The sequence below is a fragment of the Pseudomonas sp. DVZ6 genome (assembly GCF_024259445.1).
GTDB classification, from domain to species: Bacteria; Pseudomonadota; Gammaproteobacteria; order Pseudomonadales; family Pseudomonadaceae; genus Aquipseudomonas; species Aquipseudomonas peradeniyensis.
On record NZ_JANCLM010000007.1, the window covers coordinates 93,328 to 105,215 of the forward strand.

The 11,888-nt window shown below is 54.9% G+C and carries 12 protein-coding genes and 2 pseudogenes; 6 read left to right on the forward strand and 8 right to left on the reverse strand.

Going from position 1 to position 11,888, the window contains the following annotated elements; genetic code table 11:
- Positions 1–88 precede the first annotated feature (88 nt).
- From NMG10_RS06145 to chrA, 3 genes and pseudogenes are all read left to right on the forward strand, one after another.
- A pseudogene (locus NMG10_RS06145) lies at positions 89–526 on the forward strand (IS4 family transposase); the annotation flags it as partial.
- Positions 506–712, forward strand: a pseudogene (locus NMG10_RS06150) (MFS transporter); the annotation flags it as partial. The pseudogenes NMG10_RS06145 and NMG10_RS06150, both read left to right, overlap by 21 nt.
- 96 nt (positions 713–808) lie before the next feature.
- Positions 809–2,023 (forward strand): chromate efflux transporter, encoded by a 1,215-nt coding sequence (gene chrA, locus NMG10_RS06155; protein WP_254464002.1) that lies wholly within the window; start codon positions 809–811, stop codon positions 2,021–2,023.
- Positions 2,024–2,757: 734 nt separating this feature from the next.
- Here chrA and NMG10_RS06165 read toward each other — a convergent pair.
- The gene (locus NMG10_RS06165) at positions 2,758–3,237 is read right to left on the reverse strand and encodes a hypothetical protein (RefSeq protein WP_254463972.1); all 480 of its coding nucleotides are present in this window, start codon (positions 3,235–3,237) and stop codon (positions 2,758–2,760) included.
- A gap of 353 nt (positions 3,238–3,590) precedes the next feature.
- On the opposite strand from NMG10_RS06165, the gene NMG10_RS06170 reads away from it, so the two are divergent.
- Complete coding sequence (locus NMG10_RS06170) at positions 3,591–3,923, forward strand: DUF2790 domain-containing protein (protein ID WP_254463973.1); 333 nt, start codon at positions 3,591–3,593, stop codon at positions 3,921–3,923.
- A 68-nt stretch (positions 3,924–3,991) separates the two neighbouring features.
- On the opposite strand, the gene NMG10_RS06175 is transcribed toward NMG10_RS06170, so the two are convergent.
- From NMG10_RS06175 to NMG10_RS06205, 7 genes are all read right to left on the reverse strand, one after another.
- Positions 3,992–4,447 (reverse strand): DUF411 domain-containing protein, encoded by a 456-nt coding sequence (locus NMG10_RS06175; protein WP_254463974.1) that lies wholly within the window; start codon positions 4,445–4,447, stop codon positions 3,992–3,994.
- Complete coding sequence (locus NMG10_RS06180; RefSeq protein ID WP_254463975.1) at positions 4,437–5,219, reverse strand: cytochrome c; 783 nt, start codon at positions 5,217–5,219, stop codon at positions 4,437–4,439. The genes NMG10_RS06175 and NMG10_RS06180 overlap by 11 nt, the downstream gene beginning before the upstream one ends.
- A 9-nt stretch (positions 5,220–5,228) precedes the next feature.
- Positions 5,229–6,305, reverse strand: a complete 1,077-nt coding sequence (locus NMG10_RS06185; RefSeq protein WP_254463976.1) for a copper resistance protein B — start codon at positions 6,303–6,305, stop codon at positions 5,229–5,231.
- A complete protein-coding gene (locus NMG10_RS06190; RefSeq protein ID WP_235583557.1) occupies positions 6,295–6,612 on the reverse strand; it encodes a hypothetical protein in 318 nt (105 codons plus the stop codon). The genes NMG10_RS06185 and NMG10_RS06190 overlap by 11 nt, the downstream gene beginning before the upstream one ends.
- A 14-nt stretch (positions 6,613–6,626) precedes the next feature.
- Positions 6,627–8,540, reverse strand: coding sequence for a copper resistance system multicopper oxidase (locus NMG10_RS06195; RefSeq protein WP_254463977.1), 1,914 nt, complete (start codon positions 8,538–8,540; stop codon positions 6,627–6,629).
- A gap of 183 nt (positions 8,541–8,723) precedes the next feature.
- A complete protein-coding gene (locus NMG10_RS06200) occupies positions 8,724–8,930 on the reverse strand; it encodes a co-regulatory protein PtrA N-terminal domain-containing protein (protein WP_059183363.1) in 207 nt (68 codons plus the stop codon).
- Positions 8,931–9,121: 191 nt separating this feature from the next.
- Positions 9,122–9,481, reverse strand: a complete 360-nt coding sequence (locus NMG10_RS06205; protein ID WP_254463978.1) for a co-regulatory protein PtrA N-terminal domain-containing protein — start codon at positions 9,479–9,481, stop codon at positions 9,122–9,124.
- Between the two features lie 193 nt (positions 9,482–9,674).
- On the opposite strand from NMG10_RS06205, the gene NMG10_RS06210 reads away from it, so the two are divergent.
- Positions 9,675–10,352: a heavy metal response regulator transcription factor gene (locus NMG10_RS06210; RefSeq protein WP_254463979.1), complete on the forward strand. Its 678-nt coding sequence runs from the start codon at positions 9,675–9,677 to the stop codon at positions 10,350–10,352.
- Positions 10,352–11,758: a heavy metal sensor histidine kinase gene (locus NMG10_RS06215; protein WP_274235407.1), complete on the forward strand. Its 1,407-nt coding sequence runs from the start codon at positions 10,352–10,354 to the stop codon at positions 11,756–11,758. The genes NMG10_RS06210 and NMG10_RS06215 overlap by 1 nt, the downstream gene beginning before the upstream one ends.
- Positions 11,759–11,888 lie beyond the last annotated feature (130 nt).

Consider the following 11,888-nt stretch of genomic DNA (forward strand, 5'->3'; position numbering starts at 1 on the left):
CAGTCTTGGTGCGCTTAGAAGTTAGGAAACGGTGGATAACTTCAGATAGTTGCGAACACACACCATTAAGCCAAGGACGCAGCCCAGAATGGATCGTAGACGTCAAATCCTGCAGCATCAACAGCAGCGTTTCCGCCACCATGTTTCGACCAGTGACGCTCAGGCATTTTTTGATCTCCTCATGGCCCCCGAACTGCTAAAGCGTGTCGAGTCATCGTTGCCAGCACATCGAGAGCGCCTATTCCCACCGACTGAAAAGCTCTCGATGTTCCTGGCTCAAGCAATGAATGCTGATCGCTGCTGCCAGCAGGCGGTCAATGACTTTTCCATCAAGCGATCCTGCAACGGTATGAAGCCCAACAGCACTCGTACAGGCGCCTTCTGCAGAGCCAGACAGCGCCTACCGGTGGAGATGGTCTCAACACTGGTTCGTCACACGGCTTCATCGATCAGTGATCAAGCCCCCTCGTCATGGCGCTGGAGGGGCCGGCCCCTGCGTCTTGTTGATGGAACAACCGTTTCGATGGACGTGGGCTTCTACTACATGTCCAACGCCCTGGGGCGCTTGGTCGGCACCCTGCTGTCAGGTTGGGTGTTTCAGGCCTATGGGTTGGAGGCTTGCTTGTGGGTTTCCAGCATGTTCGTATTGACCGCCGCGCTCATCTCGATAGGACTGCCCAGACACCACGAAATGAAACAGCAGACCCACTGATCACTTATTCAAGGCGGATGCATTCGATGGCATAGCTAGCCGACTACCGATGCGCCATGCCAGCGACGAAGAATTGTTATGTTGGATCAGACTATTATGAATCAAACAAGCATCACTGATACTCCCCAAAGTTCACGCTGGACTGTTTTCCTAATTTTTTTGCGCTTGGGTCTGACCTCTTTCGGAGGCCCAATCGCTCATCTGGGATACTTTCGGGATGAGTTCGTGATTCGTCGGCAATGGCTAAGCGAGCGCAGTTACGCAGATTTGGTTGCCCTTTGTCAGTTTCTACCAGGTCCTGCTAGCAGCCAAGTTGGTATCGCACTGGGGCTGACACGCGCCGGCTATGGCGGCGCACTGGCTGCATGGTTAGGCTTCACATTACCTTCGGCGATTGCCCTGATCCTCTTCTCATTTGGCATTGCCAACTATGGCGATGCTCTGCCGGCTGGCGTGCTGCACGGTTTGAAGGTAGTAGCTGTGGCAGTAGTCGCCCAAGCGGTGTGGGGTATGGGACGCAATCTGTGTCCTGATGTGCCACGTATTTCTATCATGGCAGCATCGACATGCTTGGTATTGCTGCTCCCATCCGCCTTGGCGCAAATAGGGGTCATTGCGCTTGCCGCAGTCATTGGCGTGCTGCTATTCAAGCCGCAACCGTGCGGAGCCCATGAGTCGCTGCCCATTGGCATCCGACGCCGCGCTGGCCTGTGCTGGCTGACTTTGTTCTTTGCCCTGCTGCTCGGCCTACCTCTTCTGGCTACGTGGTTACCAAGTCAGATGCTGTCGAGTATGGATGCCTTCTACCGTGCCGGATCGCTGGTTTTCGGGGGCGGACATGTCGTGCTGCCACTCTTGCAATCCGAAGTCGTGACGTCAGGCTGGGTCGATAACGATGTGTTCTTGGCAGGCTATGGCGCCGTGCAGGCGGTTCCTGGACCGCTATTCACCTTCGCGGCATTTCTTGGTGCCTCGATGAGCCAAGAGCCCAATGGCTGGGCAGGAGGTCTGGTTTGCCTGCTGGCGATCTTCGCACCTTCATTTTTACTTGTGGTGGGCGCTTTACCGTTCTGGGAGCATCTGCGCCGTAATATACGCACGCAGGCAGCACTGCTTGGCATCAACGCAGCTGTAGTCGGTCTTTTGCTCGCCGCCCTCTATCAGCCAGTTTGGACGAGTGCGATACACGCTCCGCAGGACTTCGGCTTGGCCCTCATGGCGCTGGTTGCCTTGGTGTTCTGGAAGCTGCCACCTTGGTTGGTCGTACTCGGCAGCGGCATTTCGGGTGGGTTGTTGAGTATCGCCTTATGAATTCACAACCTGCTTGCCTCTCTACGCAGTTGGCACCCCGCTTACATACCCCAGCGGCCTTTTGCCCATAGCAACCATATCCCAGATCGGTTCTGGATGATCTGCCAGCTTACATGGGGTAGTCGGGAAGAAGTGGCACGTTGGACACCATGCGCTCTCCCCATTCAGTGAACGGTTGAGGGTGGTGGGACGGCAACGAGAAGCTGGAAATCGTTCACCGCATGGTAAAGCGACTCGGCCAAAATCCAAAGTCGGCGAACCTCATTTGCTGGGGCTCCGCCCTCGTCAGCATCTTTAAAGGCCCGATAAGCTGACAGTGCCTCAAGTAGCCGGAGGTCGCCAGCAAGCACCGCATCCTCGATTGTCCGTTTCATGGCTCGCCCCGTCCAATTGATTAGAAAACTATAGGACATCTCACGCCGCTGGACGCCTGAATCGCCCTTGGTTCACTAGAAACGCTCCGCCGCGATGATTACGAGGATAAAACTACGCTTTGGCTCTCGATGGGCCACCAAGGCTAATCTCCTGCCCGGCTAGCAGGAGTGCGCCGTGCTAGCCGACTCTGCTCAATTGCTTGGTTTACATCATCCAGCAGCCCTCTGCCCGTAGCGACCACATCCCGTATCGGTTTGGATGATCTGTGCGCCTTTCAAAAGGGTTATGAGCACACCGTGCAGAGACGGCATTTTCTTCGAGCCAACGCCATGATGTGATGAGGCAAGCCCTGGCTGCGCTCAACGCCAACGACTGGTCAAGTCGAATGCAATTGAGTGGTCAAGTTGAATGCAAATGTGCCAGTGGCGGCGGAAGAGAAGATTCTCACGGAATTTGAATAGAGTGCCTCTATTATGATCCTTAGGGGCATTGAGGTTCTTAAAGACTTTGTCCTGATACTCGTCGAGAATGAACTGCAGCTTCTCTACAGCCCATGGATCAGCCATGCGTTTCACGATTGCGGTAGCGGTGATGACGATGGCGATGATCGTGAGCCCCCAAATGCCGGCTTCCTGGAACCTCTCTATAAACATCCAGATGATGGGTTTCTGTTCGATCCACTTTTCATCTTGCTCCACGTCCATCAGCCAGATGGTAAGTGAAGAAAGCAGTCCGCCGATTACATAGATATACCCAGAAGCTGCAAATATAAACTTCCGTTTGGGCCTGTCCGCAACATCTATCTGATCTTCCTGCCAGTTTATTACGGCTATCCACATGCTCTATCTTTCGAGAGCCATATCCCTAAGGAGTTGATGCGGCAACTTTTAATTAATATCACATGTACCTGGGCACGCGGAAGTTGATCAATGCGTTTTAGGCAAGTCAAAAAGACGGCGCCTTTCCTTTGTCATTTCGATCACGAAACCATGCCCTCAACCCTAAGGATCGCATCTCGGGTAGTCCCAGGTTCTATGTTGCGCCCAGGGAATGAGCTTTTCTGGCCTTTCACCAGATCTCAGAGAATGTCTTTCGACACCGCTTGCCGGCTGACAAAGATGTAATCCACAGATCACCCGAGAGACAGGTGCTGCCCCCTAAGATTCAATCACACCAAATCGGAGTGACTAACATGAAAGCTCTCAACGGCATTGCCGCCTTACTGATTCTGATGGCTTCCTCGGCCGTAATGGCTGAGGGCGGGTCCGACCGCCTGCACGGGAAGATGATTCAGGCGAATGAGCAGGCCATGCGCGCATACGCAGCCTCCATCGGTAAAAATCCGCCTGAGGTTGTCCACTACCGCTACGGCATGGAGCTTGATGTAGCAAAAGTGATTGCTGTGACCTCGAACCGGGGGAGCTGTGATGTGATGCCTGCGCAAATGACCTATGAAGACTCGACAGGCAAGCTCAACATTCTCGAATACCGCGCAGCTGGCATCAATTGCCGCGGCCAGAACTGAGCTCTTGAACGCTATCCAAACGAAAACGGCGCCTTTGAAAGCGCCGTTTGCGTTGGGAAAACTGTCGATCAGTGGCCTGGATACTCCGCAACCACTACATCCTGCCCGCTCTTGTTGAAACCGATGACTTGGTATGCATGAGTGACACCATCCACTTCCATACCTGGGGAGCCTGCCGGCATACCTGGGACGGCGACACCGATCAGATCATCCCTGTTTGCCAGCTCACGAACCTGCTCAGCTGGCACGTGTCCTTCGACAAACTTCCCATCAATCACTGCCGTGTGACAGGAAGCCAAACGCGGTGCGACCCCAAGGCTCTGTTTCACAGCACTCATGTCTGTTTCAACATGGTCAATGACCTTGAAGCCATTTTGTTCCAAGTGTGCGATCCACTTTTTACAGCAGCCGCAATTGGCATCCCGATGAACATCAATCGTGGTCGGTACGGCTGCGTAGACTGGCGGCAGCGCGATGAATGCCGCGAAGGCGGCCAACCTGAGAAAGCGGCTGTTAGCCTTCATGGGTGTGTACCTTTCCATCTTTGTGTGTGTGCGTCTTCGAACCTGGTTTGGAATGCTGATCACTAGAGGACTCGGTAGCATCATGATGGCCGCCCTCAGATTCGTGACCCTCGGAATCTGCCGAGTGTGAGTGATGAGCCTCTGACTGCTCCATATCGTGATGCCCTGCCTCAGAGGAAACCTTGCCATGATGGTCTGGCTCATTGCCGCCATGCTGGCCCTCATGGTTGTGCATCTCACTTTCTCCACCACCGTGCTGGTGGCCGCCACTGGTTGTTACCAGGGCCTTGTACTGCTCTGCGTTCATCTGCGGCATTTGCTCAAGGAAAGCGACAATACCCCAGATGTACTGATCACCCATGCTCTTGCCCCAAGCGGGCATGCCGGTAGCCTTGATACCGTGTTTAATGGTCCAGAAGGCCGCTGCGGGGTTATTGCTTGAACCAATCTTGGCAAGATTGGGCGGTGCCGGATAAAGCGCTTGGCTGAGCTCGGTTTTATCCACCCCAGGGGCGAGGTGGCAGCCAATGCACATCGCATTGTAGTTACCGGCACCTGTACGGATAAGGGTTTCATCCTTTAGGTTCGGTACCTCGATGTCCCGTGCGCGCACTTCAATGGAGCGATCCCGCGCCATGGCGAGGAAAGCATGCACGGCTGGGAAGTGAGGATCATCAGCACCGACGTTTACCAGGCCAAAATATGCGGCCCCCAACGCCGCCGCACTACCCACGGCGCCTGCTGCTACCAACGTTGTAATTGTTCTCTTCATGTCAGGCTCTCAAAACCACATCCGAATGCCGGCAACGAAACGCGCTTCATCGACATCCCCGCCTTCATCGCGGATCAGGTCTGCCGTTTTGCCGTAAGAGCGGCTCCAGGTGACGCCGACGTAGGGTGCGAACTGGCGCACGATCTCATACCTTAAGCGCAGACCGACTTCGGTGTTTGCCAGGCCAGAACCCACCCCGCGCTCGGGATCGTTTTTGCCATAAAAATTGGCTTCAGCGGTTGGCTGCAGGATCAGGCGATTGGTCAGGAGAATGTCGTATTCGCCCTCCAGCCGAGCAGCTGTCTGGCCATTCTCACCGATGAACGCTGTGGCTTCGGCTTCGAAGTCATAGAGCGCCATGCCCTGGATACCAAAAGCTCCCCATGTCTGTGGAGATCCTGGTTGGAAATCCTGGCGCACCCCAGCGACCACATCCCACCATGGGCTAATGGATCGCCCATACAGAAGCTGCAACTCAGCGTCCTCGGTGACGCCATTCGTCCGCTCACCTTCGGAGCGGATCCACAGCCGGTTGATATCGCCGCCAACCCATCCAGAGGCTTCCCAAGCCAGCGCGCTGCCTTCGTCTGCATCCTGGTACTCAAGCTTATCTAGCAGGAAGAAGCTGTTGATCGCGCTGTCGTGCATCTGATGCCCGCCCAACGGAGGAAAGGCAGCTTGGCGATCAGCATCCGTCAGCACAGGTATCGGAGTACGGCTAGTCGTCGTTGGGGCATCAGAGCCATGGTTCATCATCGAGTGATCCATGGCCCCATGGTCCATCCCCTGCATGCTGCCATGGTCCATCTTGCTGTGGTCCATGTGTGCAGGTTTGGCCGCAGGTTGACTGTGTTTCATTTTGCTGTGATCAACGGGCGCGGCTTTCTTCTGCTGCTTGCTCGCGCCCATCTGAGCGTGGTCCATGCCTGGCATCGGGTCAGCCGAAGGAGCGGAATCCATTTCCATGGCTCCGTGCCCCATTGCCGAATGGTCCATCTCCTCAGCAGCAAAGCTGGGCGCAGCACCCAGCAAGCTGAATGAAACGGTCAATGCCAGCAGCGATGGTCGTACCAGGCTATTGGTCATCTTTCCCTGCCTTAGCTTTATCGCTGCCATGCGATTCCATCATTTTGCTGTGATCCATACCTTCCATCGAGCCATGGTCCATACCTTTCATGCTGTCGTGGTCCATACCCTTCATGGAGCCATGATCCATACCCTTCATCGAGTCATGATCCATGCCCTGAGAACCCTTCGATTTCGCGGCATCGGCAGACTTCTGGGTGTGCTGTTCATGATTGTCGCTGGACCACGACGAAGGAGCATAAACAGCAAACAGACCAGCCATCGCAGCAGAAAGGAAAAAGGCGTTTCGCTTCATTGGTTTGCTCATCTTGGATCTCCAGTTCATTCGTCCACGCGGACTTCTCGGAACATGCCCATTTCCATATGGAACAGTAGGTGGCAGTGGTAGGCCCAACGGCCCAAAGCATCCGCGGTTACTCGGTAGCTTCGTTTTGAGCCTGGAGGCATGTCGATGGTGTGTTTTCGAACCATGAAATTACCCTCCTCATCTTCCAGATCGCTCCACATTCCGTGGAGGTGGATGGGGTGAGTCATCATGGTGTCGTTGACCAACGTGATTCGCAGACGCTCGCCATACTTGAGGCGCAGGGCTTCAGCATCGGAGAATTTGACGCCGTCAAAGGACCAGGCGAACTTCTCCATATGGCCTGTGAGATGCAGCTCGATGGTGCGCCCTGGTTCACGTCCATCTGGATCAATGAACGTGCTGCGCAGATCCGCATACGTCAGGACACGTCGTCCATTGTTGCGCAGGCCGATTCCCGGATCGTCCAACTTGGGCGTTGGACTCATAGTCTGCATGTCGACCAAGGGGTTATTAGTTTCTGAGGCTGGGTGAGACTGCATGGCGCCGCCCATGTCTCCCATGCTGCCGTGGTCCATACCAGCCATCTTGCTGTGGTCCATGCCGGCCATGCCGCCTTGGTCCATCCCTGCCATTTTGCTGTGGTCCATACCAGCCATGCTGCCTTGATCCATCCCAGCCATTTTGCTGTGGTCCATACCGGCCATGCTGCCTTGATCCATCCCAGCCATTTTGCTGTGGTCCATACCGGCCATGCTGCCTTGGTCCATCCCAGCCATCTTGCCGTGGTCCATGCCAGCCATGCTGCCGTGATCCATACCCATATCGCTCATTGAAATGAGAGGGCGAGGATCAACTGCCGGAACTGCAGCTTGCATACCTTCGCGAAGGGCTAAAGTGCCTCTGGAGTAGCCTGTGCGATCCATGGATTGAGCAAAAATGGTGTAAGCCTGCTCGTCTTCCGGCTCAACAATGACGTCGTAGGTTTCGGCAACGGCGATGCGGAACTCGTCGACCGCAACGGGTTTGACATGCTGCCCATCCGCTGCGACAACCGTCATCTTCAGGCCGGGAATTCGCACATCGAAATACGTCATGGCCGAGCCGTTGATGAAGCGCAGACGGATTTTCTCGCCCGGCTTGAACACGCCCGTCCAGTTACCGTCCGGGGCCTGGCCGTTCATCAGATAGGTGTAGGTGTAACCACTTACGTCAGCGAGGTCGGTAGGACTCATTTTCATCTCAGCCCACATTTTCCGATCCGCCACCGCAGCCGACCATCCCATCTCGCCTACGTCGTTGACGAAGTCGCCCACGGTGCGCTTATGGTAGTTGTAGTAGTCAGACTGCTTCTTGAGCTTGGACAGCACACGTGCAGGGTCTTCATCCGTCCAGTCGCTGAGCATGACCACGTAGTCCCGGTCATAGGTGAACGGCTCAGGCTCTTTCGCGTCGATGACTAGGGCGCCATACACCCCGACCTGCTCCTGGAGTCCGGAGTGGCTGTGGTACCAGTAGGTACCGTTCTGATGGACCTTGAACTTGTACTCATACATGCCATCGGGTGCGATGCCATGAAAGCTCAGACCAGGCACACCATCCATGTTCGCTGGCAGGATGATGCCGTGCCAATGGATAGAAGTGTCCTGTTTCAAGCGGTTGCGTACGCGGAGCGTGACTGTGTCTCCCTCCCGCCAACGAAGGATCGGCCCCGGCAACGAACCATTGATTGCCATGGCTGTGCGAGTTGCTCCGGTGATGTTGACCGGTAGCTCACCGATGTAGAGATCAAAATCGGTGCCTGTCAGAACATTCGGTTGGCCAGGGCTGGTCACAGCCCAGACCGGCGCGCGCCACATGCCCAGTCCACCCAGTAATCCAGTAGCGGCCAGGCCTTTGACGAAAGATCGTCTCGTGGTTTTGCTGTGCATGCCGTAGTGTCCAGTCAGTCAGATAATTCGCTGATATCCGGGCCGCTCGATCGCAGACCCGGCTTCCTTGGGGGTCCCACAAGTCTTATGGACTTGCTCGAAAGCGCAAGCCACAGTGGGAGAAAGCGATTTGAAACTGCCACATAAAAGATTCCCGAGTGATTACATTTCTGTAAGCTCGGATCAGCAGTTCTCATGCTGCCCGTGTTTATGGCTTTGGCTTGCCATCGGCGCCTTGTCGGTCTTCTGCTGTGCAAGCTGATACGCCTCTGTGGCGGTTTGGCGGGCAGCCTCCATTTTCGCAAAGGTACGGTCGCCACCACCTTCAGCCAGAGCAAGGCCAGCCATTCCAAAAGTGATAACCATTACGAGAGCTTTGATCGAGTTCATCTGTTGTTCCTCGGCGGATTACTGTGCGGCCCATGGAGTTCAGCCTTGGGGTCACATTAGCCAGGCTGCGCTTTCAGAAAGCTGAGCTCGGCATTACAGTTCCGTCAGCTTCATGCGGCCCACAAAAAAACGGCGCCGTGTGGGCGCCGATAGGCCAAAGGAGCAGAGGGGGAACGGCCACGAATCCTGGGCTATGGATGACACTCCTTGTCCGCCATCATCAACTTGTGTTCACGAACCATTTGACCGAGTACGTCATCAACCATCTTGTCGTGTTTCTCCATCCACGCCAGGTGATCTTCTTTGGACATACCCGCTTTGGGGTGATCTTGGTGCAATTGGCCCATCAGGTCCTGAAGCATGGTCATGTGCTCTTTCATATGCACATGTCGCTGGCTGGGTTCAGCTTTTTCCGCCTTCACCAGAACTGCTTCGGCTCTGTCGCGAAGCTGCTGCATCCGCTCAATTGCCCGATCGCTCCCACCTTCAGCAAAAACGGCCGACGACAGCAGCAGAGATGTAGCCACAAGCAAAAGTCTGATCGATTTCACGGGATTATCTCCATCAGGTGGTTTGAAACCATTGCTACCGATAACGGCAGGCGTGATTGCAATGCCCGTCTTCAATGACCGTAGACGGCAGGCCCTGACAGCTGGCTGATACCAACATTACTTTTACGTCAGCTTCTGGTTAGCTCGCTTTTTTGCTGCACACTGGGTATGTACACCTTTGGAAGCTGAGCACATGAAACTACTCGTAGCTGAGGATGAGCCGAAAACCGGTGCTTATTTACAACAGGGCCTTGCAGAGGCGGGATTCACTGTTGACCGGGTCCTCACGGGTACCGATGCCCTTCAACATGCACTCAGCGAAAGCTATGACTTGCTGATACTCGACGTGATGATGCCGGGGCTAGAAGGATGGGAAGTCTTGCGAATGGTCCGTGCAGCCGGCAAAGACGTCCCGGTATTGTTTCTGACTGCCAGGGATGGGGTGGATGATCGAGTGAAGGGCCTTGAGCTGGGAGCCGATGACTACTTGATCAAACCCTTTGCTTTCTCAGAACTGCTCGCTCGTGTGCGGACTTTACTACGCAGGGGCACCAGCACAGCAGCCCAGACCACCCTGAGAATGGCGGATCTTGAGGTAGACCTCCTCAAACGAAGAGCTACTCGAGGTGGCAAGCGAATCGACCTAACCGCTAAAGAGTTTTCACTTCTGGAGCTTTTGATGCGCCGGCGTGGTGAAGTGCTCCCCAAATCTCTGATTGCTTCTCAGGTGTGGGACATGAATTTCGACAGCGACACCAATGTGATCGAGGTTGCGATACGACGGCTACGGGCAAAGATTGATGATGACTTTGCTCCTAAGCTCATTCACACAGCTCGGGGAATGGGCTACATGATGGATGCACCGGAGTGATTTTGGCCCGGTCCTCGCTCGTAAAGCGCCTGACTCTGATGATCATGTTCGCGGTCATTGCTGTTCTTGTGGTCGCGGGCATCAGCTTCAACATGCTGAGCCAGCATCACTTCCGCATGCTCGATGAACAAGCGCTGTCCGAGAAGTTGGAGTCAACGAGACACATCCTGTCAATCCAGGCACCTGGAGCGGGAATGGAAGAGCTGAGACCACAACTCCGCGCATTGCTGGGTGCTCATCAGGATCTGACGGCGGAGGTGCTGACCTCACAGGGTGAGGTACTATTTTCAGATCTCAAAGCCGTACAAATTCCAGACCACTACAAGCGCGCTGGCAAGGAAGAGGTGTGGGAATGGCAGGACGAATACCATAATTTCCGCGGTATCACCGCTGACGTTGCGATCCAGGGCCAACCAGCTCTCGGCACCGTCATGCTGATGCTGGATATCACCAGCCATGCGCACTTCTTCGAAACCCTCCAACGGTGGTTTGCGATTGGTTTGGTTATTAGTGCGTTGGTCAGTGCTGGTATAGGCTGGCTGGTCGCGAAAAGTGGCCTACGCCCCGTCGAACAAATTACGAAGGTTGCGACGTCCATATCTGCCAGGTCACTTCAAGAGCGAATCCCTCTGGAGCCTGTACCACTCGAACTGCAAACACTGATCTTGTCCTTCAACGGGATGCTCGCACGCCTGGAAGATGCCTTCGTTCGTCTATCAAATTTCTCAGCCGATATCGCGCATGAGTTGCGAACGCCTGTCAGTAACCTGTTAACGCACACCGAAGTGGTGCTGTCCCGGAAGCGCGATGTCGACGCATATGAAGAGAACCTGTATTCAAACCTGGAAGATCTGAAGCGGATGTCACGCATGATCGATGACATGCTCTTCCTCGCCAAGTCAGACAACGGCCTCATCATCCCTGAGCAGGTGGACATCCAGCTTCATGACCTCGTTGCCAAACTCTTTGAGTACTACCAGTTGCTGGCCGACGATCGCGACATACGCCTCACGCTTCAAGGGAAAGGCATCATCTCCGGAGACAGGCTCATGATTGATCGAGCTGTATCCAACGTTCTCTCGAATGCCGTGCGATACACGCCGGACGGGAGCGAGATCTCGGTAGAAATTCAGCAAGCAGCAGACAAGGTAACCCTCACGATCAAAAACGGCGGGTCCGCCATTGACCCACAACACATCAACAAGATTTTTGATCGCTTCTACCGGGCCGACCCGGCAAGGCGAGAAGGAGGACCTAGCAATGCAGGGCTTGGTCTGGCCATTACCCGCTCCATCGTCAAAGCACATGATGGAAAAGTCTGGTGCACCTCGTCCGAAGGGGTTACAGCATTCAATTTCGTTTTTCCTGCTGCGCACCGAACGGCTAACAATCGCACGCGTCGTTAATGCTGCGCTAACCGCTTTGGCCTACACTCGACCATCATGATTCGATTCCTACGACTGCTAACTATGTTGATGCTCGTGGTCGCGCTTCCTCTCCATGGGATGGCGGGAATCGACTCACCCATAGAACCAT

What these genes read in the sequence shown, in the direction of transcription:
- chrA (WP_254464002.1), top strand. Translation starts at nt 809, where the DNA reads ATGAATCAAACAAGCATCACTGATACTCCCCAAAGTTCACGCTGGACT.
- NMG10_RS06165 (WP_254463972.1), bottom strand. Translation starts at nt 3,237, where the DNA reads ATGTGGATAGCCGTAATAAACTGGCAGGAAGATCAGATAGATGTTGCG.
- NMG10_RS06170 (WP_254463973.1), top strand. Translation starts at nt 3,591, where the DNA reads ATGAAAGCTCTCAACGGCATTGCCGCCTTACTGATTCTGATGGCTTCC.
- NMG10_RS06175 (WP_254463974.1), bottom strand. Translation starts at nt 4,447, where the DNA reads ATGAAGGCTAACAGCCGCTTTCTCAGGTTGGCCGCCTTCGCGGCATTC.
- NMG10_RS06180 (WP_254463975.1), bottom strand. Translation starts at nt 5,219, where the DNA reads ATGAAGAGAACAATTACAACGTTGGTAGCAGCAGGCGCCGTGGGTAGT.
- NMG10_RS06185 (WP_254463976.1), bottom strand. Translation starts at nt 6,305, where the DNA reads ATGACCAATAGCCTGGTACGACCATCGCTGCTGGCATTGACCGTTTCA.
- NMG10_RS06190 (WP_235583557.1), bottom strand. Translation starts at nt 6,612, where the DNA reads ATGAGCAAACCAATGAAGCGAAACGCCTTTTTCCTTTCTGCTGCGATG.
- NMG10_RS06195 (WP_254463977.1), bottom strand. Translation starts at nt 8,540, where the DNA reads ATGCACAGCAAAACCACGAGACGATCTTTCGTCAAAGGCCTGGCCGCT.
- NMG10_RS06200 (WP_059183363.1), bottom strand. Translation starts at nt 8,930, where the DNA reads ATGAACTCGATCAAAGCTCTCGTAATGGTTATCACTTTTGGAATGGCT.
- NMG10_RS06210 (WP_254463979.1), top strand. Translation starts at nt 9,675, where the DNA reads ATGAAACTACTCGTAGCTGAGGATGAGCCGAAAACCGGTGCTTATTTA.